21 protein-coding genes are annotated in these 24,044 nt (G+C 70.1%); 11 read left to right on the top strand and 10 right to left on the bottom strand.

Features of this window, described 5'->3' with window-relative positions; genetic code table 11:
- Nucleotides 1–10: 10 nt before the first annotated feature.
- The 4 genes from ACFSC0_RS21255 to ACFSC0_RS21240 form a co-directional block, all read right to left on the bottom strand.
- Complete coding sequence (locus ACFSC0_RS21255) at nucleotides 11–1,267, bottom strand: cytochrome P450 (RefSeq protein ID WP_377283509.1); 1,257 nt, start codon at nucleotides 1,265–1,267, stop codon at nucleotides 11–13.
- 94 nt (nucleotides 1,268–1,361) lie between these two features.
- Nucleotides 1,362–2,600, bottom strand: coding sequence for a class I SAM-dependent methyltransferase (locus ACFSC0_RS21250; RefSeq protein ID WP_377283508.1), 1,239 nt, complete (start codon nucleotides 2,598–2,600; stop codon nucleotides 1,362–1,364).
- 61 nt (nucleotides 2,601–2,661) lie between these two features.
- Nucleotides 2,662–3,663: an SDR family oxidoreductase gene (locus tag ACFSC0_RS21245; protein ID WP_377283507.1), complete on the bottom strand. Its 1,002-nt coding sequence runs from the start codon at nucleotides 3,661–3,663 to the stop codon at nucleotides 2,662–2,664.
- Nucleotides 3,664–3,716: 53 nt separating this feature from the next.
- Complete coding sequence (locus ACFSC0_RS21240; protein WP_377283506.1) at nucleotides 3,717–5,561, bottom strand: AMP-binding protein; 1,845 nt, start codon at nucleotides 5,559–5,561, stop codon at nucleotides 3,717–3,719.
- Between the two features lie 238 nt (nucleotides 5,562–5,799).
- Here ACFSC0_RS21240 and ACFSC0_RS21235 point away from each other — a divergent pair, with 238 nt between their 5' ends.
- Together ACFSC0_RS21235 and ACFSC0_RS21230 are read left to right on the top strand one after the other, a co-directional pair.
- Complete coding sequence (locus ACFSC0_RS21235) at nucleotides 5,800–7,119, top strand: acyl-CoA dehydrogenase family protein (protein WP_452603509.1); 1,320 nt, start codon at nucleotides 5,800–5,802, stop codon at nucleotides 7,117–7,119.
- A 72-nt stretch (nucleotides 7,120–7,191) separates the two neighbouring features.
- Nucleotides 7,192–7,986 (top strand): SDR family oxidoreductase, encoded by a 795-nt coding sequence (locus ACFSC0_RS21230; RefSeq protein WP_377283505.1) that lies wholly within the window; start codon nucleotides 7,192–7,194, stop codon nucleotides 7,984–7,986.
- Here the strand turns inward: ACFSC0_RS21230 and ACFSC0_RS21225 are convergent.
- Nucleotides 7,983–8,372 (bottom strand): cupredoxin domain-containing protein, encoded by a 390-nt coding sequence (locus ACFSC0_RS21225; RefSeq protein ID WP_377283504.1) that lies wholly within the window; start codon nucleotides 8,370–8,372, stop codon nucleotides 7,983–7,985. The two genes, ACFSC0_RS21230 and ACFSC0_RS21225, sit on opposite strands and share 4 nt — an antisense overlap.
- 44 nt (nucleotides 8,373–8,416) lie before the next feature.
- Nucleotides 8,417–8,821, bottom strand: a complete 405-nt coding sequence (locus ACFSC0_RS21220) for a c-type cytochrome (protein ID WP_377283503.1) — start codon at nucleotides 8,819–8,821, stop codon at nucleotides 8,417–8,419.
- Between the two features lie 135 nt (nucleotides 8,822–8,956).
- Between ACFSC0_RS21220 and ACFSC0_RS21215 the strand changes: the two genes are divergently transcribed.
- Genes ACFSC0_RS21215 through ACFSC0_RS21190 form a run of 6 tightly spaced genes read left to right on the top strand, consistent with a single transcriptional unit; the run spans nucleotide 8,957 to nucleotide 15,647 of the window.
- Nucleotides 8,957–10,651, top strand: a complete 1,695-nt coding sequence (locus tag ACFSC0_RS21215; RefSeq protein ID WP_377283502.1) for a DUF1592 domain-containing protein — start codon at nucleotides 8,957–8,959, stop codon at nucleotides 10,649–10,651.
- Nucleotides 10,648–11,994, top strand: a complete 1,347-nt coding sequence (locus ACFSC0_RS21210; protein ID WP_377283501.1) for a DUF1552 domain-containing protein — start codon at nucleotides 10,648–10,650, stop codon at nucleotides 11,992–11,994. Before ACFSC0_RS21215 ends, ACFSC0_RS21210 begins: the two co-directional genes overlap by 4 nt.
- Nucleotides 11,994–13,286, top strand: a complete 1,293-nt coding sequence (locus ACFSC0_RS21205) for a hypothetical protein (protein WP_377283500.1) — start codon at nucleotides 11,994–11,996, stop codon at nucleotides 13,284–13,286. The genes ACFSC0_RS21210 and ACFSC0_RS21205 overlap by 1 nt, the downstream gene beginning before the upstream one ends.
- A 15-nt stretch (nucleotides 13,287–13,301) precedes the next feature.
- Entirely contained in the window at nucleotides 13,302–13,772 is a 471-nt protein-coding gene (locus tag ACFSC0_RS21200) for a VOC family protein (RefSeq protein WP_377283499.1), read from the top strand.
- 1 nt (nucleotide 13,773) lies between these two features.
- Nucleotides 13,774–14,532 (top strand): TetR/AcrR family transcriptional regulator, encoded by a 759-nt coding sequence (locus ACFSC0_RS21195; RefSeq protein ID WP_377283498.1) that lies wholly within the window; start codon nucleotides 13,774–13,776, stop codon nucleotides 14,530–14,532.
- Nucleotides 14,529–15,647, top strand: a complete 1,119-nt coding sequence (locus tag ACFSC0_RS21190; RefSeq protein WP_377283497.1) for a glutathione S-transferase family protein — start codon at nucleotides 14,529–14,531, stop codon at nucleotides 15,645–15,647. Before ACFSC0_RS21195 ends, ACFSC0_RS21190 begins: the two co-directional genes overlap by 4 nt.
- Before the next feature lie 209 nt (nucleotides 15,648–15,856).
- Here the strand turns inward: ACFSC0_RS21190 and ACFSC0_RS21185 are convergent, their stop codons facing one another.
- From ACFSC0_RS21185 to ACFSC0_RS21175, 3 genes are all read right to left on the bottom strand, one after another.
- Nucleotides 15,857–17,512, bottom strand: coding sequence for a choline dehydrogenase (locus ACFSC0_RS21185; RefSeq protein ID WP_377283496.1), 1,656 nt, complete (start codon nucleotides 17,510–17,512; stop codon nucleotides 15,857–15,859).
- Between the two features lie 210 nt (nucleotides 17,513–17,722).
- The gene (locus ACFSC0_RS21180; RefSeq protein ID WP_377283495.1) at nucleotides 17,723–18,334 is read right to left on the bottom strand and encodes a pyridoxamine 5'-phosphate oxidase family protein; all 612 of its coding nucleotides are present in this window, start codon (nucleotides 18,332–18,334) and stop codon (nucleotides 17,723–17,725) included.
- Between the two features lie 89 nt (nucleotides 18,335–18,423).
- Entirely contained in the window at nucleotides 18,424–19,143 is a 720-nt protein-coding gene (locus tag ACFSC0_RS21175; RefSeq protein ID WP_377283494.1) for a glutathione S-transferase family protein, read from the bottom strand.
- Nucleotides 19,144–19,256: 113 nt separating this feature from the next.
- Between ACFSC0_RS21175 and ACFSC0_RS21170 the strand changes: the two genes are divergently transcribed.
- Together ACFSC0_RS21170 and ACFSC0_RS21165 are read left to right on the top strand one after the other, a co-directional pair.
- Entirely contained in the window at nucleotides 19,257–19,598 is a 342-nt protein-coding gene (locus tag ACFSC0_RS21170) for a winged helix-turn-helix transcriptional regulator (RefSeq protein WP_377283493.1), read from the top strand.
- Between the two features lie 90 nt (nucleotides 19,599–19,688).
- Nucleotides 19,689–20,621 carry a Gfo/Idh/MocA family protein gene (locus ACFSC0_RS21165; RefSeq protein WP_377283492.1) on the top strand — a complete coding sequence of 311 codons (933 nt, stop codon included), beginning with the start codon at nucleotides 19,689–19,691 and terminating at the stop codon, nucleotides 20,619–20,621.
- Between the two features lie 62 nt (nucleotides 20,622–20,683).
- On the opposite strand, the gene ACFSC0_RS21160 is transcribed toward ACFSC0_RS21165, so the two are convergent.
- Complete coding sequence (locus tag ACFSC0_RS21160) at nucleotides 20,684–22,168, bottom strand: methyl-accepting chemotaxis protein (RefSeq protein ID WP_377283491.1); 1,485 nt, start codon at nucleotides 22,166–22,168, stop codon at nucleotides 20,684–20,686.
- A 231-nt stretch (nucleotides 22,169–22,399) separates the two neighbouring features.
- On the opposite strand from ACFSC0_RS21160, the gene ACFSC0_RS21155 reads away from it, so the two are divergent.
- Nucleotides 22,400–24,043, top strand: a complete 1,644-nt coding sequence (locus ACFSC0_RS21155; protein ID WP_377283490.1) for an OprO/OprP family phosphate-selective porin — start codon at nucleotides 22,400–22,402, stop codon at nucleotides 24,041–24,043.
- Nucleotide 24,044 lies beyond the last annotated feature (1 nt).

Here is a 24,044-nt window from a genome sequence, read left to right as displayed (position 1 = left end):
CAGGGGCGCCCTAGTTCCGGCGCGGGATCACCACCGGCAGGGTCTCGTAGCCCTTCACGAAGGTGGAGTAGACGCGCTTCGGCTCGCCGGTGACGACGATCTCCGGGAAGCGCTTCATGATCTCTTCCCAGATGATGGTCAGCTGCAGCTCGGCCAGCCGGTTGCCCACGCAGCGGTGGATGCCGAAGCCGAAGGAGATGTGCTGGCGGGGCCGCTCGCGGTCGATGATGTAGGCGTTCGGGTTCTCGATCACCTCGTCGTCGCGGTTGCCCGAGACGTACCACATGACGACCTTGTCGCCGGCCTTGATCTGCTTGCCGCCGAACTCGATGTCCTGGGTGGCGCGCCGGCGCATGTGGGCCAGCGGGGTCTGCCAGCGGATGGTCTCGGAGACCATCGAGGCGATCAGGCCGGGGTTGTCGCGCAGCTTCTGGTACTGGTCCGGGTTCTGGTTCAGCGCGAGAACCGAGCCCGAGATGGTGTTGCGGGTGGTGTCGTTGCCGCCGACGGTCAGCAGCACGATGTTCCCGAAGTACTCGCGCGGCTCCATGTTCCGGGTCGCCTCGCCGTGCGCCAGCATGGAGACCAGGTCGCCGGTCGGCGGGGCGTTCACCCGCTCGTTCCACAGGGCGGTGAAGTAGGCGTGATACTCGACGAAGATCTGCATCTTCTGCTCGAGGCTGTCGATCAGCCCCTGGCCGGGGACGGCGGTGACCACGTCCGACCAGTAGATCAGCTTGCGGCGGTCCTCCTGCGGCATCCCGAACAGGGTCGCCAGGGTCATGCCGGTGAGTTCCTTGGAGACCTTGTCGACCCAGTCGAACTCCTCGCCGATCGGCAGGGAGTCGAGGATCATCGCCGCGCGCTCGCGGATCAGCGGGCCCAGCACCTGCAGGTTGGCGGGCGAGACTGCCGGACTGACGGTCTTGCGCTGGATGTCGTGCTTGGGCGGGTCCATGGCGATGAACATCGGCAGGGGACCCTGATCGCCGTTCTGGTCGGCGATGGTGATGCCGGGCTCGGACGAGAACACCTGGTGGTTCGTGTCCACGGCCATGATGTCGTTGTACTTGGTGATCGACCAGTAGGGGCCGTACTCGCTCTCGGGCGTGTAGTGGACCGGGGCTTCCTTCCGCAGGCGGTCGAAGATCGGCCACATGGCGTCGGCCTGGAACAGCGCCGGCTGGGCGGGATTGAGCTGTTCGAGCGGGGTCGCGTAGGCCTGCTCGCGCGCGGCTTCGCGGTTCAGAAGGTTGCCGTCGGCCATCTCACATCTCCCAGTTCGCCGGGACCTAGCTGATCGAAAGTGACGCGGGTGTCAACTTTGAAAGTGACGCCAGCGTCATTCAGGCGGCGGCCGATCAGGTGCGCTGTTGCAGGCGGGCGCCCGGCGTTCGCCGGCGGCGGCCGCCGGTCCCGTCGGCGGCGACCGGGTCGGACATGTAGTCCCGGGTGATCGGCAGGGCGTCCACGCGCCTGGCGAGCTGGATCTGGAAGACCATGCAGCCGCGGTATCGGAAGCCGAGCTCGCTGAGGCAGAGGTAGAACTCCCAGATCCGGCAGAACCGCTCGCCGTAGTCGCGGGCGATCTCCGCCCGGCGCGCGGTGAACCGCTCGCGCCAGGCGCGCAGCGTCTGGGCGTAGTGCAGGCGCAGCACTTCCACGTCCGTGACCCACAGCCCCGCCTGCTCGATGGCCGGCAGGACCTCCGACAGGGCCGGCGTATAGCCGCCGGGGAAGATGTACTTGCCGATCCACGGCTGGACCCGCCCGGCCGGCGAGGTCACGCCGATGGAGTGGACGACCGCCACGCCGTCGTCGGCGAGCAGCCGGGCGATGGAGTCGAAATAGGCCCGGTAGTTGGGCCTTCCCACGTGCTCGAACATGCCGACCGAGACGATCCGGTCGAAGGGGCCGTCCATGTCGCGGTAGTCCTGCAGGCGGAACTCGACGTCGTCCGAAAGGCCGCGCTCGGCGGCGCGCGCGCGGGCGGCGGCGAGCTGCTCGGGCGAGAGGGTGATCCCGGTGACCCGAACCGAGGCCTGCTCAGCCAGGCTCATGGCCAGGCCGCCCCAGCCGCAGCCGATGTCGAGGACGCGAAGCCCTGGCCGCAGGGCGAGCTTGGCGGCCAGGCGCCGCTTCTTCGCCTGCTGGGCCTGTTCGAGGCTCGTGTCCGGATGCTGGAAGTAGGCGCAGGAGTACTGCAGGTCCTCGTCCAGGAAGCGGCGGTAGAGGTCCAGGCCCAGGTCGTAGTGATGCTCGACGTTGCGGCGCGAGGCGCGGCGGCTGTTCATCTGGTCCAGCCGGCCAAGCAGCCGGGTCAGGAGCGGGGGCCGTCCGGTCCGCTGCGGAAGGTTGCGGCCGATCAGGTCCAGCAGGTCCCAGAGCTCGCCCCGCTCGATGACCAGGCCGCCGTCCACATAGGCCTCGCCGAGCGCCAGCTGCGGGTTGATGGCCAGCCGCAGCGCCGTGCGCCGGTCGCGGATGGCGATCCGCAGGGGCGCATCCTCCGCCTCGCCGAAGGTCATCACCTCGCCGGACGGCAGCCGCACCGCCAGCGCGCCCGTCCGGATCACGCGCTTCAGAAGGGCCTCGAGCATCGACCTCTCCCAACCTCCACTGCAACGTGGAGGCGCGAGGCCCTGTTCCGGATCCGGGCCCCTAGCCGCCGCTGTAGCCGCCGAGGATCGGCAGGATCTCGCCGGTGATGAAGCTGGAGCACTGCTCGGAGGCCAGGAAGACGAAGGCCGGGGCGATCTCCTCCGGCTGGGCCGGCCGCTTCATCTGGGTGGAGGCGCCGAACTGGGTGATGTCCTTGGCCGACTTGTCGGCGGGGTTCAGGGGCGTCCAGACCGGTCCTGGGGCGACCACGTTCACCCGAATGCCCTTGTCGATCAGGTGGGTCGACAGCGAGCGGGCGAAGGCGTGAATGCCGCCCTTGGTCATCGAGTAGTCCAGCAGCTCCTTGTTGCCCATGATGCCGGTGACCGAGCCGCACATCACGATGGCGCTCCCCGGCTTCATCTTCGGCACGGCGGCCTGGGCGATGTGGAAGTAGCCGTAGAGGTTGGTCTTCAGCGTCCGGTCGAAGTGCTCGGCGGTGAGCTGCGAGAAGTCGCTGACGTGCTCCTGGAAGGCGGCGTTGGGGACCAGCACGTCGAGCTTGCCGAGCTCGCTCACGCACCGGTCGACCGCCGCCTGGGCGAAGGCGGGGTCGGCGACGTCGCCGGAGATCAGGATGCAGCGGCGGCCCTCGCGTTCGACGGCGCGGCGGGTCTCCTCGGCGTCCTCGTGCTCGGTCAGGTAACAGGCGGCGATGTCGGCGCCTTCGCGGGCGAACAGGATGGCGACGGCCCGGCCGATGCCGGAGTCGGCGCCGGTGATCAGCGCCACCTTGTCCTTGAGCTTTTCCGAGCCCTTCCAGAACGGGGCGTCGTACATCGGCCGGGGCTGCAGGTCGGCCTCGAGGCCGGGCTTCTGGAGGTGCTGCTCGGGGAAGGGCGGCTCGGGATAGCGCCGGGCGCCGGCCTGCATGGCGCCGCCGCCATCCTGGCCTTCGAACGAGCGTTCCTCGGCGTCGATCTTCTGCTGGATGCGGCGCTCGGCGTCTGCGGCGCGCTCGGCGCCCTCGGTGAAGGGGTCCTGTGGCGTGTTGGGGGTCATGGCGGCCTCTCGCGTGCGCCGATGGAAGCCGGAGGCGCGGGCCGTGGTTCCCCTCAGACGATGACGACCCCCGGTCCCGGCGGCTGGGCGTAGAGGGCCTCCACCAGGGCCGCCCGCCGCTCCAGCGTGGCGCGCTGGTTCACATAGCCCTTGTCGGTGATCTCGCCGGCGTCGATGGACGGCGGCTCGGTCATCACCAGGAATCGGCCGATGCGGCGCGAGGAGCCGCCGGCCTGGGCGTTGAATGCGGCCAGCCGCTCGGCGAGCAGTTCGTTCAGCTTCGGCAGCGGATCGGCGCCGAGCGCGGGCAGGGCCGCAGGCGCAGGCCAGATGAGGGCCCCGGCGAAGGGCTTGTCCTGGCCGGTGACGACGATGTCGAGGGCGTAGGGGCTGCAGGCGGCCACCAGGTCCGGCCGCAGGGTGCCGACCGAGACCCAGGTGCCGGAGTCCAGCTTGAAGTCCTCGGTCACCCGGCCGTCGAACACGAGGCCCAGCTCCGGCTGGTCGGCGTCGAGGAACTTGGCGGCGTCGCCCAGGCTGTAGAACCCCTCCTCGTCGAAGGCGGCGGCCGTCTTGACCGGGTCGTTGTGGTAGCCGCGGGTGACGGTCGGCCCCTTGACCCGCACCTCGTACTTCGAGCCGTTCGGCACGAGCTTGAGGGTGATGCCCGGCAGCGGCAGGCCCACGAGGCCCACCCGCTCGGTGACCCAGTGGACGACGGTGATCCCTTGCGTCTCCGTGGCCCCGTACATGGTGGTGAGCGGGATGCGGAAGCCGGTCTCGGCGATGGCGAGGGCCTGCATCCGCTCGTAGACGTCGTTCGACAGGGTGGCGCCGCCGTAGCCCATGTAGCGCAGGTTCTTGAAGAAGGATCGGCGAAGCGCCGGGTCCCGCTCCATGGCTTCGGCCAGCATGCCGAAGGCGATCGGCGCGGAGCCGAACACCATCGGCGAGACCTCGTAGAGGTTCTTGATGGTCGTCTCGAACATCCCCGGCAGCGGCTTGCCTTCGTCGAGGTAGAGGGTCCCGCCGCTCCAGAGCACGCCATTGAAGCCGATGTTGCCGGCCGAGATGTGGCTCCAGGGCATCCACTCGAGGGCCTCGGGGACCAGGTCCGGATCGGCCGGCTCGTCGCGCAGGCCCTCCTGGCCGGCGATGACGCCGGCGAACATGCCGTGGGTCTGCGGCACGCCCTTGGGCATGCCCGTGGAGCCGGAGGTGAAGAGGTATTTGGCGGTGGTGTCGTGGTCGACGCGGTCGAGGGCCGCGGCCACCGCGGGCGTGGGGCGCGTCGAGGCCAGCTCGGGGAACGGGATCGTGCCTGCGCCGCCGTCGACGGTGACGAACGTCAGGGCGGGGTCGAGGCTGCGCAGCGCCTCGAAGGCGCGGGCGAACATCTGGCTGTCCTGGGCGAAGACCACTCTGGGCCGGACGACTCCGAAGCAGTGCTTCAGCTTGGCGTGATCGCTGGACATCAGCGAATAGGCCGGGCTGATCGGGGCGATCGGAACGCCGGCCGTGTAGCAGCCCAGCATGACCAGGGCGTGCTCCACCGAATTGCCGGAGAGCACCATCACCGCATCGTCGTTCGTCAGCCCCGCGTCCAGCAGCCACTGGGCGATGGCGTCGGCGGCCTGCTTGGCCTCACCGTAGGTCACGCCGCGCCAGGGCCCGTGGCCCGGCTCGCGCTGCAGGATGTAGCGCCGGTCGGGATGTGCGGCGGCGCGCTCGGCGAGCAGGTGGCCGATGGAGCGGGGGCCCTCGCCGGGCGGATGGTTGGACCAGATCAGCACCGAACCGTCGGCGCGTCGCTCCACGCTGACGTCGGGGCCCTTCTGCGGCAGCGGCTTGAACGGGGGCGCGAGCTCTAGGGCCCGCACGTCGTCGGCTGGGCTCATGGACGATCCTCCCTGAAGGACCTCTGTTCTTTGAAGTCGAGCCTATGCCTCTGCGGCGGGGCTGCAAGGCCGCCGCAACGTCAGCTGACGCTACGTCATCCTCCGGACGGCCCGCGCCGGACGGGTTCAATCACAATTCGTAAAACGCTTGTTTGATTTTGCCGGCGGATGGGCCAAAGGTGTCGCACGGGTCGAGGCGCCGCAGCCTTGGCCGCGGCTCGCGCTTTGGAGGATGCCCATGACCATGACCGCCGAACGGCCGGAGTCCAAATTCAAGCTCAATCCGCAGGACGAGCTCAACGACCTGCGCATGTCCGACAAGGCGCTGCCGCTCTACAACCGGGTGAAGACCTTCATCCGCGAGGTCGTGCAGCCGATGAGCGCCGAGTTCCACCGGCTCGGCGAAGGCAAGGAGGACATCTGGTCCTACGCCCCCGGCCAGCTGGAGGTGCTGGAGGCGGCCAAGGACAAGGCCAAGGCCGAGGGCCTGTGGAACTTCTTCCTGCCCGACGCCCACACCGGCGAGGGCCTGTCGAACCTCGACTACGCCTATATCGCGGTCGAGCTCGGCAAGAACCCGATGGCCTCGGAGACGATGAACTGCGCCGCGCCGGACACCGGCAACATGGAGGTGCTGGAGCGCGTCGGCACGCCCGAGCAGAAGGAGAAGTGGCTGAAGCCGCTGCTCGAGGGGAAGATCCGCTCGGCCTTCGCCATGACCGAGCCGGACATGGCCTCGTCGGACGCCAAGAACATCCGCATGCGCGCCACCCTGGTCGGCGATGAGTACGTCATCAACGGCGAGAAGCACTACATCTCCGGCGCCGGCGATCCCCGCTGCCGCATCATGATCGTCATGGTGCAGACCAGCCCCGACGGACCGCCCCACCTGCGCCAGTCGCAGATCCTGGTGCCGCTGCCCCATCCGGGCGTGAAGATCGTCGGGCCGATGAACGTCTTCGGCGACCCCGACGCGCCGCACGGCCACATGCACATCGTCTTCGACAACGTGCGCGTGCCGAAGGAGAACATGCTGCTGGGCGAGGGCCGCGGCTTCGAGATCAGCCAGCTGCGCCTCGGCCCGGGCCGCATCCACCACTGCATGCGCGCCATCGGCCAGGCCGAGAAGGCGCTCGACCTGATGATCACCCGCGGCCTCACCCGCGAGGCGTTCGGCAAGCCGATCATCCAGCTGGGCGGCAACATCGAGATCATCAGCCGCGCGCGCATCGAGATCGAGGCCATGCGCCTGATGGTGCTCAAGGCCGCCAAGGCCATGGACGTGCTGCCCAGGGACGAGGCCAAGATCTGGATCCACATGGTCAAGGCCATGGTCCCCGAGCGGGTCTGCACCATCATCGACCAGGCGATCCAGATGCACGGCGCCACCGGCGTCTCGCAGAAGACGCCGCTGGCCAAGATGTACACCTCCACCCGCACCCTGCGCCTGGCCGACGGCCCGGACGAGGTCCACCACATGGTCGTGGGCCGCAACGAGGTGCGGCAGTACCGGGAGATGCCGGCCGATCCGTCGACCGCGGCGGTGTTCCGCAACTAGGTCGGACTGACGCGGACCAGCCCCTCCTCCGGACGCCCGGGGGAGGGGCTTTCCATATCCGGGAGGGACGGGATGAAGCTTCAGGGCAAGGTGGTCGTCGTCACCGGCGCGGCCAGCGGCATCGGCAAGGCGCTGGCCGAGCGGTTCGCCCGCGAGGGCGCGGCAGGGATCGTGGTCGGCGATCTGAACGGGGAGGGAGCCGAGGCGGTCGCCGCCGCGATCGGCGGCATCGGGCTGAAGGCGGACGTCACCCGCGAGGCCGACGTCCAGCGGCTGGCCCGCACCGCCGAGGAGAAGTTCGGCCGCATCGACCTGTTCTGCTCCAACGCCGGCGTCGCCGGCCGCGACCCCGACGTGGACAACGCCGCCTCGGCCGCGGACGAGACCTGGGAGCTGGGCTGGCGGGTCAACGTGATGGCCCACGTCTACGCCGCCCGCGCGGCGCTGCCGGGGATGATCGCCAGGGGCGAGGGCTATTTCCTCAACACCGTCTCGGCGGCCGGCCTGCTCTCGCAGATCGGCAGCGCGGTCTATTCGACCACCAAGCACGCGGCGATCGGCTTCGGCGAGAGCCTGGCCATCACCCACAAGAACCACGGCATCCGCGTCTCGCTGCTCTGCCCGCAGGCGGTGGACACCCCGATGCTGGGCGGCGCCAAGGGCTCGCAGTCGGTGGACGGAGTGCTGTCGCCGGAAGCGGTGGCCGAAAGCGTCGTCGAGGGCCTGGACCGGGAGAGCTTCCTGATCCTGCCCCATGAGCAGGTGGTCACCTACATGCAGCGCAAGACCGGCGACTACGACCGCTGGATCAAGGGCATGGCCAAGCTGCGCGACACGGTGATGGGCCGCGCGCCTGCCGGGGCCTAGGCGGTCACGATCACCTTGCCGACCATGCCCATGCCTTCGTGCTCGCGGCAGAAGTAGACGTAGGTCCCGGGCGTCTCGAACCTGTGCTCGAAGGTCGCCCCGTCCTTGAACGGGCCGGAGTCGAAGGGTTTGGCGCCGTCCGGCAGGGCGGAGCTGGCCGGGTCCTTCGGCTGGGTCGGGTCGCAGACGACGCTGTGCTCGACGATGCTGCGGTTGCGCCAGCGAACCGTCTGGCCGCTCGTGATCGTCACCTCGCCAGGCTCGAACGCCGTGCGCGTCTTCGGGATGGTCACCAGCACGGGCTCGTCGGCCTGAGCGTGGGCGAGAGGCGGCAGGGCCGCTGCGGCGGCGGCCGACAGCATCAGGCCGCGTCGATGGATGGCCATGGGAATCACTCCGGAACTTCAGGGGCGGTTGGCGCTGGCGCGCGTCAGGACGGCGCCTCGAGCGACAGCAGGTAGGCGACGAGGTCGGCGCGCGCCGCATCGTCCGGCACGGACAGCATCATGGACGTTCCGGGGGCGAACGCGGCCGGCGCCTTCAGAAAGGCGTCGAGGCTGGCCGCGGTCCAGGTCTCCTCGCCCTTGGCCCTAAGGGCGGCGGTGTAGCCGCCGAAGCCCTCGACGCTCGCGATCTTGCGTCCGGCGACGCCCCGCAGCGTGGGCGCGATGACGGTGGTGTGGCAGCCCCGGCAGCTGAGCTTGAAGGCCTCCTTGCCCGCCTCGGCGTCCCCGGCCGCAGCGGCGGCGGACGGGGCGGCCTCCTGGCCGGTGACGGCGCCGGCGGCGATGAGGCTGGCGCTCGCCGCCGCCAGCAGAAGAAGACCAAAACGCACCGACGACTCTCCCCGCGACCTGACTCAATTTACAGTCAGGTTGACTACTAACGGAGCTGTGCCTAATCCTCAACGGCAAGAGGCGACAAGACCTTGCGGGGACGCGGCCGTCGGTCGCCGGGGAGGGAGTTCATCGTGAAGTCGTGGTTCGCATCGTCGGCCGCCGTGATTCTGGCGTCCGCCAGCCTCGTGGCCGCCGCGGGTTCGGGGACGTTCGCCGCCGACAAGCCGGCCGCCGCCGCGGCCCAGCCGGTCACCGTCGCCACGCGCCGAATCACCGAAAGCCAGTACCGCCACGCCATCGCCAACGCCTTCGGGCCGGAGATCGCGATCAACGCCCGCTTCGAGCCGGGCAAGCGCGAAGAGGGGCTGCTGGCCATCGGCGTCACCCAGCTCTCCATCACCTCCGGCGGGTTCGAGCAGTACTACGCTCTGGCGCGCTCGATCGCCGACCAGGCCCTCGATCCCAAGCGCCGGGATGCGGTGGTCGGATGCGCGCCGGCCGATCCGAAGAAGCCGGACGCAGCCTGCGCCGAACGGTTCATCCAGACCTACGGGACCAAGCTGTTCCGCCGCCCGCTCAGCCGCGGCGACCTGGAGGCGCGCGTCGCGGTGGCGAACAACGGCGCGGCCAAGACCGGCGACTTCTACGAGGGGCTGAAGCTCTCCCTGGTCAGCCTGCTGATGGCGCCGGAGTACCTGTTCCGCATCGAGCGGGCCGAGCCGGATCCGGCGAACCCGGGCGCGCTGCGCCTCGACGGCTACACCAAGGCGAGCCGGATCTCCTACCTCCTGTGGGACGCCGAGCCCGACGAGGCTCTACTGGCCGCCGCCGCACGCGGCGACCTGCACACCGAGGAAGGCTTGCAGCGCGAGCTCGCCCGCATGACCGCCTCGCCCAAGCTGGCGGACGGGGCGCGGGCCTTCTTCGAGGACATGCTGCAGCTCAGCGAGTTCGAGAACCTCACCAAGGACACCCTGACCTATCCGAAATTCAGCACCGCGCTGGCGGAGTCGGCCAAGGAGCAGACGCTCAAGACGCTGATCCACCACGTGGTGACCGAGAACGGCGACTACCGCGAGATCTTCACCTCGCAGGACACCTTCATCAACCGGCACCTGGCGGCGGTCTACCAGGTCGCCTACGCCTCGGAGGAGCCCTGGACCCGCTTCAGCTTCGCCAAGGAGGCGGGCCGCTCCGGCATCCTCACCGAGGTGAGCTTCCTGTCGCTGTTCGCCCACCCGGCCGCCTCCTCGCCGACCAAGCGGGGCGTGAAGCTCTACGAGATCTTCATGTGCGAGCCGACGCCCGAGCCGCCGGCGGACGTGGACTTCTCGAAGGTGCAGGCGCTGGACAAGGGCACCGTCCGCACCCGGCTGATCGACCACATGTCCAACCCGGGCTGCGCGGCCTGCCACCGGATCAGCGACCCGGCCGGCCTGGCGCTGGAGCACTTCGACGGCCTCGGCCAGCGGCGGACCCTGGAGAACGGGACGCTGATCGACGTCAGCTCCGAGATCAACGGCCGCAAGTTCGAAGGCGCCCAGGGGCTGGGCCAGCTGCTGTACGACGATCCCAAGACGGCGGCCTGCCTGGTGCGCAACGCCTACGCCTACGGGACCGGCCGAGCGCCCGACGAGGATGAGGACGAGGACTACCTCGCCGCCCAGGCCAAGGCCTTCGCGGCCGACGGCTACCGTTTCCGCGCGCTGCTGACGCGGATCGGGTCCAGCCCGGAACTCTTCAAGGTCGTGGTCCCGGCCCGGCCGAAGCCAGCTCAAAGGGTCGCCGAGGCGCGGCCGCAACGTCTTGCAGGAGAGGTGCGATGACCGCGCGTTTCAACCGCCGCTCGTTGATGCGCGGCATGCTGGGCGGCGCCGCCGTCTGCGTCGGCGTTCCGGCCCTCGACCTGTTCCTGGACGGCAACGGCCAGGCGTTCGCGGACGGCGCGAAGCTGCCGACGAGGTTCGGCACCTACTTCTGGGGCCTGGGCCTGACCCACACGCCGGCCGGGACCCGCTGGGTGCCGACGAAGACCGGCCTGGGCTTCGAGATCACGCCGGAGCTGGAGCCGCTGGCGGCGGTGAAGGACAAGGTCTCGGTCTTCTCCGGCTTCCGCGCCATCGGCGACGGGCGGCCGAACATCGTCCACTGGAGCGGCCACGCCTCGATCCTGAGCGGCGTCGCCCCGGCCAAGACCGGCAGCTTCGATGCGCCGTCGTTCGACACGGCGGTCGCTGACGCGATCGGAAGCGGCTCGCGGTTCAAGGTCCTGGACGTCTCGCCGTCCGGCAAGCCGGTGAGCTACTCGACCCGCACGGGCAAGGGATTCGCGACGCCCGAGACGACGCCGCTGGCGCTCTACACCCGCATCTTCGGGGAGGGGTTCCAGGACCCCAACAGCCCCGACTGGAAGCCGGACCCCAACGTCATGCTCCGCCAGAGCGTGCTGTCGGCCATCGCCGACCAGCGCCAGGCGCTGATGGCCGATGTCGGCCGCGCCGACCAGGTCAAGCTCGACCAGTACTTCACTTCGCTGCGCGAGATGGAGAACCAGCTGGCGATCCAGCTCCAGAAGCCGGAGGAGTGCGAGGCCTGCGTGATCCCGGGCAAGCCCGAGGAGCCCAAGCGCGGCGCGGCCATCGACGTCGTGAACGCCAGCAACAAGGCGATGGCGCGGCTGCTGGCCATGGGCCTGGCCTGCAACCAGACCAAGGTGTTCAACGTGGTGCACACCGCGGGCGCCTCGGAGACCTACATCCCCGGGGACTCCAAGATCTATCACCAGTACAGCCACGACGAGCCGACCGACGCCAAGCTGGGCTACCAGCCGATGACCAGCAAGCTGGCGGGCCTCGTCATGCAAGGCTTCGGCGATTTCCTGGCCGAGCTGGACGCCATCAAGGAAGGCGACGGCACCTTGCTGGACCACACCCTGGTGCTGGGCTTCAGCGACACCGGCTACGCCAAGATCCACTCGCTGGAGAACATCCCGATGATCCTGGCCGGCGGCGCCAACGGCCGCCACAAGGCCGGCCAGCACATCGCCTCGCAGGGCGAGTCCGTGACCCGGGTCTCGCTCACCGCCCAGCAGCTCGCCGGCCTGCCGGTGGGCGAGTTCGGGACCGGCGCGATGAAGACCGCCAAGCCGATCAGCGAGGTGATGGCGTGATGAAGCCCGCTTCCCTCGCGCTCGGCGCGCTCGCCGCCGCCGCCGCGCTGGCCGCGCCCGCGGCCGCCTCCGCCGCCTGGACCCGCGCCTACGCGGTCGAGTGGTACGAGCCGGCCATGTACTACGGCGCCAAGGACGGCGTGATCGATCCCGGGACGGACTGCCCCGGCGGCAGCAACCCGGAGCCCGACTGGATCAAGATCCTGGTCGAGGCGGGCTACACCCCGGAAGAAGCCCGGTGGCTGCGCGACCCCGCCAACCCGACCCGCAGCGCGGTGCACGGCCAGAACCAGATGGCCTTCCGCGGCAAGGATCGGGCGAACGTCTACATCCATCCGACCTCGACGCCCGATCCCGGCTTGGTGGGCGTCACGGGCAAAATCGCCGAGGGGCTGAACCTGGACGGCGACGCCCGCACCGGCTTCGTCAGCCCGACGGGCGAGCGGGGGATCGACAACGAGTTCTACCGCACGCTCGGCTGCTGGAAGACCTACCGGGGGCCGCCGCGCAAATCGAGCGGCGCGCTGCAGTTCAACGACATCATGCGCGAGGGCGGCTGGACCATCGTGATCGTCGTCTCCGGCGAGGGGAACGACCCGATGAACGAGGCCGACGCGACCGTCGGCTTCTACATGAGCCCGGACAAGCTGGTGAAGGACGGCAACGGGGACATCGCCCGCGACTACACCTTCCGGATCCAGCCGGACGCCAAGTTCGAGGCGGTCTTCAAGGCCAAGGTCCGCAAGGGCGAGATCGTCACCGAGACCGCGCCGGAGGTGTGGATCCGCGACCCCGGCTATTCCCGCGAGATGCAGCTGCTGCGGGCGAAGGCCAAGCTGCAGATGCAGGCGGACGGGACGCTGAAGGGCTACCTCGGCGGCTACCGACCCTGGGAGCCGGTCTACCGCGGCTGGGTCGACGCCCGCGGCCCGGTGATCGAGGCGCTGACCTGGGTCGAGCTGCCTGCGGTCTACTACGCGCTGAAGCGGAACGCGGACTACAGCCCGACCGGGCCGAAGGGCGAGAAGACCCACATCTCGTCCGCGCTGCGCATCGACGCGGTGCCGGCCTTCGTGATGACGCCGGACGCCAAGCTGCAGGTGGCGAAGGCCGCCTCCTGGAAGGCCTCCGCGCCGGCCCCGGTCGCCCGAGAGCGCGCCGCGGCGCCCTTCCGGGTCATCGACGGCATCGTCGTCCGCGCCGGCGAAGCGGCCGTGTCGCAGACCCCGGAACAGCTGCGTCCGCCCGCCGCCGCGGCGACCACAGCGGCCGCCGACACGGCCGGAAGCTAGGCCGAAGGAAACCGCATGAAGCTCTCGACCGCCGTCTTCGTCGCGGCTGCGCTCACCCTGAGCGCCGGCGCTGCGCCGGCCCAGACCTCCGCGCCCGCCATCCCGGACGAGCTGAAGCCGATCCGCGCCGCCGGCGTCGGCCTGAACGTCGCCGACCTGGAGCGCTCGAAGCGTTTCTACACCGAGGTGCTCGGCTTCAAGGTGGCCGCCCGGGTCCCGGCCAGCGGCGAGGCTGTCGAGTATCTGCTGGGCCTGAACGGCGACCTCCGGGGCGACACCCTCGTGGTCCTGCGCAAGGTGGAGAAGGTCGATCCGGCGGCGGCGGGCTTCGGCCGCCTGGTGCTGACCGTCCCGGACGGGCGCAAGCTGGCCGAGCGGGCGGCGGCGGCGGGCTATCCGCCCGCCCGGATCGCCGACGGCACCAACTTCGTGCGCGACCCGGACGGCTACACCGTCGAGCTCTACCAGCGGCCGGCGCCGCGCTGACGTGGCGCCCCGGCCCGTTTCCTCGAGGCTGGGTCTGACGGCCGCCGCGCGCTACAAGCGCCTTCGCATCATCGACGGCGGCGGCGTGAACGGAAACACCAGCGAGACGGCAGGCAAGGCGGAGCGGAAGGCGAGGGGCCCGAACGCGGTCCGCAGCGCCGCCACGCGCGCGAAGATCCTCGACGCCGCGGTCGCCTGCATCCTCGAGTGCGGCTACTACGGCACCACCACGTTGCTGGTGCAGGAGCGGGCGGGCGTCAGCCGCGGCAGCCTCCTCCACCAGTTCCCGACCAAGGCCGACCTGATGGCCGGCGTCCTGCGGCACATCGCGGTCGACCGGCACTACGCCTACCGCGGCCGCCTGGCCCAGGCGCGGGACGACCGCCACCGCTGGGAGCTGCTGGTCGACGTGCTCTGGGACCAGGTCTCCAAGCCCGAGGGCTTCGTGCGGCTGGAGATCATGGTCGCCGCCTACAGCGACCCTGAGCTGCTGAAGCGGATCGCGCCTGAGAACAAGACGACGGACCGGCTGTACCGCGAGGCCATCTGGGGCCTGGCCCAGCGGCTGGGCGTGACCGACCGCGCCGCGCTCGACCGCATCGTCACCGTCTATGTGGCGGCCCTGCGCGGCCTGGCCATCGACGTGCTCTATCCGCGGCCCTGGGTGGACGTGGAAGGGGCGCTGCAGCTGATCAAGGAGAACCACATGGCGGCCCTCGATCGCCTGATCGCCCGGACGGGAGCGCCGGCCGGCGAATGAGCGAGCCCTACATCCTCTACGGCGCGCCGCACTCGCTCTACACCGGCAAGAGCCGCGCCTATCTGCGCAAGCAGGGCGTCCGCTACGTTGAAAAGTCGCCCGGCGAGCCGGCCTACCGCAACGAGGTGATGCCGCGCATCGGGCGCTCGATCATCCCGGTGCTGGTCTGCCCGGACGGGACCATCGTGCAGGACAGCGTCGACATCCTCGACCACTTCGAAGCCAACGGCGCGCCGGTCAGCGCCCGGCCGCCCGGGCCGCGCCAGCTGATCGCCGCCCACGTGCTGGAGATCTACGGCAGCGTCGGCATGACCCGCCACGCCATGCACTACCGCTGGTCCTACGCCGACCAGCAGCTCACTTTCCTGAAGGACGCCTTCGCCGGCCGGGGCGATCCCCAGGCCGCGGCGGCGGTGATGGGTCGGATGGCCTCCTACCTGCCGGCGCTCGGCGTCACGCCCGACACCATCCCGGCGATCGAGGAGTCCTACCTGCGGCTCCTCGACATCCTGCAGGCCCACTTCGCCGACCATCCCTACCTGTTCGGCGGCCAGCCCTCGCTGGGCGACTACGGGATGCTGGGGCCGCTGTTCGCCCACCTGGGCCGCGACCCGGTTCCCGAGGCGATCATGAAGGCCCGCGCGCCGAAGGTGTACCGCTGGGTCGAGCGGATGAACGCGCCGGACGCCGACATTCCCGAGTACCGCGGCTACCCCGCCGGCTACCTGGCGGACGACGAGATCCCGCAGACGCTGCGACCGCTGCTCGCGCACGCGGCCGAGGAGCTGTTCCCCGAGCTCACCGACAAGCTGGCGTTCCTGGCCCGCCACGTGGCCGAGCAGGGCTGCCGCCCGGGCGAGCCGGTCTCGGCCAAGCCGCACCAGCGGATGATCGGCCGCGTCGCCACCAGCTTCCGGCGCGTCCCGTTCGAGAGCGGGGCTGCGCCCTACACCATGTACCTCTGGCAGCGGATCACCGACGACTACGCCGCCATGGACGCGGCTGCGAAAGCGTCGGTGCGCGAACTGCTGGCCGACTGCGGTCTGCTTCCCTTCCTCGAGGCCGAGCGCCCCTTCCGCGTGGAGCGCCGCGACAACATCGAGGTGTGGGGATAGCAGCGACGGGTGACAGGTAGGGCCGTGCGGCCCAACCAGTCACCAAGGGCCGCCGGTGACGCCCCCTCAACTCCGCTCATCCCGGCGAAGGCCGGGAGCCAGATCCAAGTCTCCGAATTGGCTGGATGAGCGCTGCGATTGTGGAGCCCGCCGCTGCGCCCGCCATTCTGGGTCCCGGCCTCCGCCGGGATGAGCGTTGAATGGAGGGCTCACGCCGCCTGCGCGCCGCCCGGCTCGTAGACGGGCGCTTCCTCGGGGGCGAGGTAGGCGCGGCCGCGGATGGCGTCGGAGATCTTCTCGGCGATCATGATGGTGGGGGCGTTGGTGTTGCCGCCGACCAGGGTAGGCATCACCGAGGCGTCGACGACGCGCAGCTGCTCCAGGCCCTGGACACGGCACTCCCCGTCCACCACGGCCATGGCGTCGCCCGCCGCGCCCATCCGGCAGGTGCCGACCGGGTGGTAGATGGTCTCGGCCGCGCGGCGGATCCAGGCGTCGATCTCGGCGTCGGTCTGCACGTCCCTGCCCGGGAACAGCTCCTCGCCGGTGAACGGCTTCAGGGCCGCCTGGGCCGCCACCTCGCGGACGATCTTCACCCCGTCGCGCAGGGTGCGCCGGTCGGTCTCGGTGGCCAGGTAGTTGGCGAAGATGGCCGGGTCGGCCAGCGGATCGGCGCTCCTCAGGCCGATGCGGCCGCGGCTCTCCGGGCGCAGCTGGCAGACGTGGAAGGTATAGCCGTCCTTCTTGTGACTGACCTTGCCGTGGTCCTGCATGATGGCGAGCACCGTGTGGATCTGCAGGTCGGGCCGATCGAGGCCCTCGTGCGAGCGCAGGAAGGCGCCGGCCTCCAGGAAGTTCTGCCGCCCGATCCCCTGGCGGCGGAACATGTAGTCCAGGCCCACCAGCAGCTGTCGGTGGCCCTTGCGCATGGAGTGGATGGTGATCGGCTGCGGGCACTCGTAGGCGATCGAGGCGTCCAGGTGGTCCTGCAGGTTGGCGCCGACGCCCTTCAGCTCGTGGACCACGTCGATGCCGTGCGGGCGCAGGTCGTCCGGATCGCCGACGCCGGAAAGCTGCAGGATGTGCGGCGACTGCACAGCCCCGGCGGCCAGGATCACCTCGGCGTCGGCGTGGATGGTGCGGGTCTGTTTCTTGGCGTCGATGATCTCCACGCCCACCGCGCGGCCGTTCTCGATCAGGATGCGGCTGGTGCGCGCCGAGACGAGGCAGGTCAGGTTGGGCCGCTTGAGCGCCGGGTGCAGGTAGCCCCGCGCCGCGCTGAAGCGCTCGCCGTTCTTGATGGTGACCTGGTAGGGGCCGAAGCCCTCCTGTTGGAAGCCGTTGAAGTCGTTGGTGAGCGGATAGCCTGCCTGGGCGCCGGCCTCGATGGCGGCCTTGTAGATCGGATGGCTGCTCGCGGCCTTTGAGACGTGCAGCGGCCCATCCGAGCCGTGCCAGGCGTCGCTGCCGCCCTCCAGGGTCTCGGAGCGCTTGAAGTAGGGCAGGACGTCCGAATAGCCCCAGCCGGTCAGGCCCATCTGCCGCCATTGGTCGTAGTCGCGCGCATGGCCGCGGATGTAGATCATCCCGTTGATCGACGACGAGCCGCCCCAGCCGCGTCCCCTGGGCCACCACAGCTTGCGCCCGTCCAGGTGCGGCTCCGGCTCGGTCCAGAAGCCCCAGTTGAACGGGTTCTGGGTCGGGATCAGCACGCCGACGCCGGCCGGCATGGTGACCATCATCGACTTGTCCTTGCCGCCGGCCTCGACCAGCAGGACCTTGGTCTGAGGGTCCTCGCTCAGCCGGTTGGCCAGCACGCAGCCGGCCGAGCCCGCGCCGATGATGATGTAGTCGTACCGTTCCACGCCCGAACTCCAGAGATCGCCCGCAGCGATGCTAGACCGGGCGCCCTTCCGTCAGCCAAGCGGCAACCCGGAACCGGGGGAGGGGCTCACAGCTGGGTCTTGGGGATGGGTGACAGGTAGGGCTTGCGCCCAACCAGTCACCGACGCCTTCCGGTGACTGGTTGCGCCGGCAAGGCGCTACCTGTCACCCCGCGCCCACAAGGGGAGCGGTCACAGCTGCGTCTTGTAGCTCTCGATGATCTGCTCGTCGCTGATCGGCGGCTTTCCGAGCTGCAGCTGGTCGAAGATCATCTGGGCGCCGCTGGGCAGGCGCTCGCGCGGAACCTGGGCCTCAGGCTCCCAGAGGCGGGCGCGCATGATCGCCTTGGGACAGTGGAGGAAGGCCTCCTCCACCGCCACCCGCACGACGATGCGCGGCAGCTTGCCGAACTCTTCGAAGCTGGCCAGCAGGTCCGCATCGTCGGTGGCTTCGGCGCGGCCGTTGACGCGGAAGACGTCGTCGAAGCCGGGGATCATGAACATCAGCCCGATCCGGCCGGGGCCGCCCAGCAGGTTGCGGAGGGTGTCGAGCCGGTTGTTGCCCGGCCGGTCCGGCAGGAAGAGGTGGCGGCCGTCCTCGCTGACGTGCACGAACCCCGGCTCGCCGCCGCGGGGCGAGACGTCGATGGTCCCGTCCGGCCCGGCCGAACTGACCACGCAGAAGGGCGACAGGCCGATGAAGGCCCGGCCGTGCGCCTCCACGTGGTCCAGCACCTTGTCGCGCACCAGCTTGGAGGCGGGCTTGTAGAGCCGGTCGAGGTCCTCGAGCGTGAGCGTCTTCATCCCTGCCTCCTTGTTTCGCCCGACATGGTGACGCCGGCCGCACCTGAGAATCAATCGCAAAAAGACTCTGGCGCGGCCGGCGCCGCCGATCAGGCCGGCTCGGCGGCGGTCAGGCCCAGCTCGGCGGCGACGTCCTCCAGGCTCACGTGGCCCCGAAAGCCGCCGGCCCCGGAAGGCTCGCGGCCGGCCTCGATCTCGTGGGCGAAGCGGACGGCCGGGTCCTGCTGCACCCGCTCGTAGAGCGCCTGGAGCTTCGGGAAGTCGGACCGGTCGACCACCTTGTGGAAATCGTTCCATCGGGCGATCGCGGCGAAGTAGGCGTCGGCCAGGCCGATCCGCTCGCCGCTCAGCCAGGCCGCATCGCCGAGCAGGGCCTCGAGCTTGAGGTGCGCGGCGCGGACCTGGGTCTCGCCGAACCGGCGCAGCGCGGCGTGGGTCTCAGGATCCTGCGCATGCTCGAGCGCGAACCACAGCGGTCCGTAGGCGGCGAAGAAGGTGGTGTTCAGGAAGGCGAGGGTGCGGTTGAGCGCATCGAACCCGGGGCTTCCCTGGCGATGGCCAAGCCCCATCTGAAGCCCATGCGCAGCCACGTGGTTCAGGATCGCCATGCTTTCGGTGAGCGCCCGGCCGTCCTCGGTGATCAGGACCGGGGTCTCTCCGACCGGTGCGATGCGGGTGTAGAGGTCGGTCTGGGTCTCCTCCGGCATGTGGATCCGGCAGAGGCGGTAGGGCTGGCCGAGCCACTCGAGCGCCACGATCGAGCCGAAGGAGCATCCCTCGGGGACGCCATAGAGAAGAACGGGGGTCATTTCGCGTATCCTCCAGAAGAGTGGAGACGCGTACCTAATTCTTCTGATCGAGGCGGCAAGAGCGCAAAATAATGTGCTTGGGTTACATAAATTATACTGGAGGCTGACCGCCGATGAAGGAAACTGTCTCGGAATGCCCGCTGGAGAAGGCCGTGCTGCTGATCTCCGGGCGCTGGCGCGCCCTGATCATCTATTATCTCAGCAAGGGCCCGATGCGGTTCAACGAGCTGAAGCGGGCCAATGAGGGCATCTCGCACCGGATGCTGTCGCTGGACCTGCGCGAGCTGGAGGCCGGCGGGGTGATCTCGCGCACCGTCATCCCGACCGTGCCGCCCCAGGTGGAGTACCGGCTGACGGAGGCTGGCGAAAAGCTCGTGCCGCTGATCGATCAGCTTGGGGACTGGTGGGAGGACACCCACCGCCGTCCAGCCGAGCCCGAGCGGGCCGTCGCCTGACCTGCATCGGCTTGGCGACGAGATCGTTTGGCAAGGGCCGCCCTCCGCGGCGAGAGTGACGTCCCGTCCCACCAGACCGAACAGGCCGCCATGCCCGTGAAGCTCGCCATCGTCGGCGTCGGCAAGATCGCCCGCGACCAGCACCTGCCGGTGATCGCCGCCAGCCCGGACTTCGAACTGGCCGCCGCCGCCAGCCGCTCGACCGGCGTCGAGGGCGTGAAGAGCTTCACATCGCTGGCCGAACTGCTCGACGCCTGTCCGGAGGTGGAGGCGGTCTCGCTGTGCACGCCGCCGGTGGGCCGGGCCCAGGATGCGCGGCTGGCGATCTCCCGCGGCGTCCACGTGCTGCTGGAGAAGCCGCCGGCGGCCACCTTGAGCGAGGTGGACGACCTGGCCCGCCGGGCGCAGGCGGCGGGCGTCACCCTGTTCGCGAGCTGGCATTCGAGGTTCGCGCCCGCCGTGCCGGCGGCCAAGGCCTGGCTGCAGGGACGGACGGTGCGGGCGGCGAGGATCACCTGGAAGGAGGACGTCCGGGTCTGGCACCCGGGCCAGGAATGGATCTTCGCGCCCGGCGGGATGGGCGTCTTCGATCCCGGCGTGAACGCCCTTTCCATCGTCACGGAGATCCTCCCCGAGACCTTCGCCCTGCGGCGGGGGCGGCTGGTCTTCCCGAGCAACCGGCAGGCGCCCATCGCCGCGGAGCTGGCGTTCGAGGACGCCCGGGGCGCGCCGATCGCGGCCGAGCTCGACTTCCTGCACACCGGCGATCAGCGCTGGGACATCGAGGTGGAGACCGACGGCGGCCGGCTCGTGCTGTCGAAGGGCGGGTCCGAGATGACGGTGGACGGGACGGCGGCTACGGCCGGCGCGCACGGCCCGCACGCCGAGTACGCCCCGCTCTACGCCCACTTCGCCCGGCTGATCGCCGAGCGCCGCAGCGACGTCGACGTCGCCCCGTTCCGCCACGTCGCCGACGCCTTCATGATCGGCGAACGGGTGGAGGGCCCCGCGTTCGCGTTCTAGAAGCGCTCCCACCTCCCGCCGCTTCGCGGGGGAGGTGGAATGGGGTGAGGGGCCGCTAGACCCTAGAACTCTTCCCACTCGCCGGCTTCGGGCGCTTCCGCGACCTGACTGGTCGTCTTCAGGGCAGGGGCGGCGTAGCTGCGGCGGGCGCCGCCGGCGATGGAGCCGCGCTCGCGGGTGGGCCGGTCGACGCCGGTGCGGAACCGGTTGACCAGTCCCACGAGCTCGCTCACCTCGTTCTGCAACGCGTGGCTTGCGGCGGTGGTCTCCTCGACCATGGCCGCGTTCTGCTGCGTGGCGTGGTCCATCTGCGAGACCGCGGTGTTGACCTGCGCCAGTCCCGTCGCCTGCTCCTGGGCCGAGGCGGCGATCTCGGAGACCAGGCCGGAAATCTCGTTCACCCGGGCGACGATGCTCTCCAGAGCCTGACCGGTCTGGCCGACCAGCTCGACGCCCTGGCCGACCTGCTGGGTGGAAGCGCTGATCAGCGCCTTGATCTCCTTGGCGGCCTCGGCCGAGCGCTGGGCCAGCGCCCGGACCTCCGACGCGACCACGGCGAAGCCGCGGCCGGCTTCGCCTGCACGGGCCGCCTCGACGCCGGCGTTGAGGGCCAAGAGGTTGGTCTGGAAGGCGATCTCGTCGATCACCCCGATGATCTGGCTGATCTGCCGGGCCGAGGCGGCGATCTGGTCCATGGCCGCGACCGCGCCCTGGACGACCTCGCCGCTGCGCTCGGCCTCCTGCTTGGCGCCGCAGACCGCGGCGTTGGCCTGGACCGCGCCTTCGGCGGTGCGTTGCACGGTGGCGGTGATCTCCTCGAGCGCCGCGGCGGTCTGCTCCAGCGTGGCCGCCTGCTGTTCGGTGCGGCGCGCGAGCTCGTCGGTTGCGCGGACGATTTCGGCGGCGCCGGCGTTCATGCCCTCGGTGGTTTCGCTGATCCGCCCCAGGGCGGATCGAAGCTCCGCCATCGCAAGCTCGAGGTCCTGCTTCAGCGGCAGATATTCCTCCGGCAGGTTCTCCTGCATGCGCGCGGTGAGGTCGCCCTTGGCCAGCGCCGTAAGAGCCCCGTGAAGACTTGCGAAGGCGCGCTGCTGCTCCTCGCGGCGCCGCGCCAGGGCCTCGTCGGCGGCGCGCTGGGCGCGGACCTGGTCCGACACGTCGGCCCCCCACAGCATGTACTGGTAGGGTCGGCCGTCCGGGCCGCACAGGGCGTAGTAGGTGCCGAAGAAGATGAGCTCCCGCCCATCCTTCGTCAGCCGGCGGAATCGCTCGCTGACCGGCTGGCCGCTGCGCAACGCGGACCAGAAGGCCTCGGAGCCGGCGCCGCGCTGCTCCGGGTAGACAAGCATGTCGTGGTGGCGCCCGACGACCTCGGAGAGCTCGTATCCCATCATCTGCAGGAACATCTCGTTGGCGCTGCGGATCGTGCCGTCGAGCTCGAGCTCCAGGTGTCCCTGCCGGCCCCCGAGCGCCTTGAACATGGTCTCGAGGTGCCGGAGCCGCGCGTCGGCGGCGTCACCTTTGCGTCGGCGGAAAAGGCCGGTCATGGCAGACGTTCCCCCTCGGCGGCGCATGCGCGCGCGCCGCTCGCTAGCGACCATCTGACGCACGCTCGGTAAAGGTCGGGCTAACAGGCGCCCAAATTCCGGGCAGCCTCCGCCGAACCGGCCACGTGAGGTCGTGCGCAGAAAAACTGAACGGGCCTCCATTAAAAGCCTACTTAGCACATAGAGATTATAGGTTATGGCTCAGCTCGACCTGTCACCTGGGGAGCCGCCATGTCCATCGCACCCGTTCGCAGAGCCGCCCACGCCGCCGTCGGGGTGCTGGCCTGGGCCTGCGCGCAGCCGGCGCTGGGCCAGGCCGCCGACGAGGCCGCCGCCAACTCGGCCGCCGCATTCGACGAGGGGGTGACCGAAGCGCCGTCGGAGCATCCCGCGCCCGTAGCGACCGGCGGGACGTCCGCTGCGCCGCGCCTCGATCCGCAGGCGGCGCGCATCGACGCGCTCGAAGCCGAGCTTCACGAGCTGCGGGAGATGATCGCCGACCTGAAGGGCTCCACCGCCGCGAACATCGCCGCGGTGCGCGCCGACCAGCGGGCCAACACCGTCACCATCGCCAACGGCCGGCCGACCATCGCCAGCGGCGACGGCCAGTTCACCGCCGCCTTCCGCGGCGTGTTCCAGCTGGACGCCGCCCATTACGACCAGGACGCGCCGCGGAGCCTGGCCACGGACTTCCGGCGCGGATCGTTCGGCGATGCCGTCGAGAACGAGCGGGCGCGCGATCTCAACGACGGCGCCAACTTCCGCCGAGCCCGGCTGGGCGTCGAGGGCAGGGCGTTCGGCGACTGGGAGTACAACTTCCTCTACGAATTCGGCGGCTCGGGCGTCGAAGAGGCCGGTCGGATCAGCGCCGCCTGGGTGCAGTACAACGGCCTCGGCCGCTGGAAGATCAGGGCCGGCGCCTTCTCGCCGCCCGGGGGCCTGGAGGAGGCCGTCTCCACCAACGGCTCGCTGTTCGCCGAGCGGGCGGCGGCCTCGGAGCTGGTCCGCGGAATCGCGTCGGGCGATGGGCGGACCGCCGCCATGGTCTGGGCGAACGGCGAGCGCTGGACCGCTTCGCTGGCCTGGACCGGCAACCTGATCGGCGCCCAGACCTTCGACGAGCAGTCTGCGTTCGTTGGCCGGCTGACCTACGTCCCCGCCCGCGGCCCCGACTGGCTGGTCCACCTGGGGATCAACAGCACGGTCGTCGTCGAGCCGCCGGCCAGCGGCCCGGACGTGGAGAACCGCGTCGCCACCAACATCCGCCTGCGCGAGCGGCCGGAGCTCCGCGTCGACGGCACGCGTCTGGTGGACACCGGCAATATCGACGCCGAGGGCCTTTCCACGGTCGGTCTCGAGTTCGGCGCCCAGCGCAAGAACCTCTACGTCCAGGCCGAGTGGTTCGGCATCGACGTGCAGCGGCGGGCGAGCGCGCTCTCCGACCCGAACTTCTCCGGCTGGTACGTGCAGACCGGCTGGACGATCACCGGCGAGCCGCGCCGCTATCAGACGAACAACGGCACGTTCGACGCCCCGCGCGGCGAGAAGCCGTTCAGCTGGAAGGACCGCTCGCCGGGCGTCTGGGAGCTGGGCCTGCGCTACTCGGTGCTGGATCTGAACCACCTGGAGGGCGCGCCGGGCACGATCCCGCTCGCCTCGACCGTCCGCGGCGGCGAGCAGGAGATCTTCACCGCCGGCCTCAACTGGTACCCGAACGCCAACGTCCGCTTCCAGGCCGCGTACCAGTACGTGACCGTCGACCGCCTCTCGCCCGGCGGGACCGCCTTCGGCGCCGCCCCGGCCACGCCGCCCGCCGGCGCCCAGGTCGGCCAGGACCTCAGCATCTGGTCCTTCCGCACCCAATACGCCTTCTGAC

The sequence above is a fragment of the Phenylobacterium terrae genome, from assembly GCF_042681205.1.
GTDB lineage: Bacteria > Pseudomonadota > Alphaproteobacteria > Caulobacterales > Caulobacteraceae > Phenylobacterium > Phenylobacterium terrae.
Note: the sequence above shows the minus strand (reverse complement) of the source record. Positions and strands in the feature narration are given on the sequence as shown.

Excerpts from the sequence above, each read along its gene's own strand:
- ACFSC0_RS21255 (WP_377283509.1), bottom strand. The coding sequence starts at position 1,267 with ATGGCCGACGGCAACCTTCTGAACCGCGAAGCCGCGCGCGAGCAGGCC.
- ACFSC0_RS21250 (WP_377283508.1), bottom strand. The coding sequence starts at position 2,600 with ATGCTCGAGGCCCTTCTGAAGCGCGTGATCCGGACGGGCGCGCTGGCG.
- ACFSC0_RS21245 (WP_377283507.1), bottom strand. The coding sequence starts at position 3,663 with ATGACCCCCAACACGCCACAGGACCCCTTCACCGAGGGCGCCGAGCGC.
- ACFSC0_RS21240 (WP_377283506.1), bottom strand. The coding sequence starts at position 5,561 with ATGAGCCCAGCCGACGACGTGCGGGCCCTAGAGCTCGCGCCCCCGTTC.
- ACFSC0_RS21235 (WP_452603509.1), top strand. The coding sequence starts at position 5,800 with ATGACCATGACCGCCGAACGGCCGGAGTCCAAATTCAAGCTCAATCCG.
- ACFSC0_RS21230 (WP_377283505.1), top strand. The coding sequence starts at position 7,192 with ATGAAGCTTCAGGGCAAGGTGGTCGTCGTCACCGGCGCGGCCAGCGGC.
- ACFSC0_RS21225 (WP_377283504.1), bottom strand. The coding sequence starts at position 8,372 with ATGGCCATCCATCGACGCGGCCTGATGCTGTCGGCCGCCGCCGCAGCG.
- ACFSC0_RS21210 (WP_377283501.1), top strand. The coding sequence starts at position 10,648 with ATGACCGCGCGTTTCAACCGCCGCTCGTTGATGCGCGGCATGCTGGGC.
- ACFSC0_RS21205 (WP_377283500.1), top strand. The coding sequence starts at position 11,994 with ATGAAGCCCGCTTCCCTCGCGCTCGGCGCGCTCGCCGCCGCCGCCGCG.
- ACFSC0_RS21200 (WP_377283499.1), top strand. The coding sequence starts at position 13,302 with ATGAAGCTCTCGACCGCCGTCTTCGTCGCGGCTGCGCTCACCCTGAGC.
- ACFSC0_RS21190 (WP_377283497.1), top strand. The coding sequence starts at position 14,529 with ATGAGCGAGCCCTACATCCTCTACGGCGCGCCGCACTCGCTCTACACC.
- ACFSC0_RS21180 (WP_377283495.1), bottom strand. The coding sequence starts at position 18,334 with ATGAAGACGCTCACGCTCGAGGACCTCGACCGGCTCTACAAGCCCGCC.
- ACFSC0_RS21175 (WP_377283494.1), bottom strand. The coding sequence starts at position 19,143 with ATGACCCCCGTTCTTCTCTATGGCGTCCCCGAGGGATGCTCCTTCGGC.
- ACFSC0_RS21170 (WP_377283493.1), top strand. The coding sequence starts at position 19,257 with ATGAAGGAAACTGTCTCGGAATGCCCGCTGGAGAAGGCCGTGCTGCTG.
- ACFSC0_RS21165 (WP_377283492.1), top strand. The coding sequence starts at position 19,689 with ATGCCCGTGAAGCTCGCCATCGTCGGCGTCGGCAAGATCGCCCGCGAC.
- ACFSC0_RS21160 (WP_377283491.1), bottom strand. The coding sequence starts at position 22,168 with ATGACCGGCCTTTTCCGCCGACGCAAAGGTGACGCCGCCGACGCGCGG.
- ACFSC0_RS21155 (WP_377283490.1), top strand. The coding sequence starts at position 22,400 with ATGTCCATCGCACCCGTTCGCAGAGCCGCCCACGCCGCCGTCGGGGTG.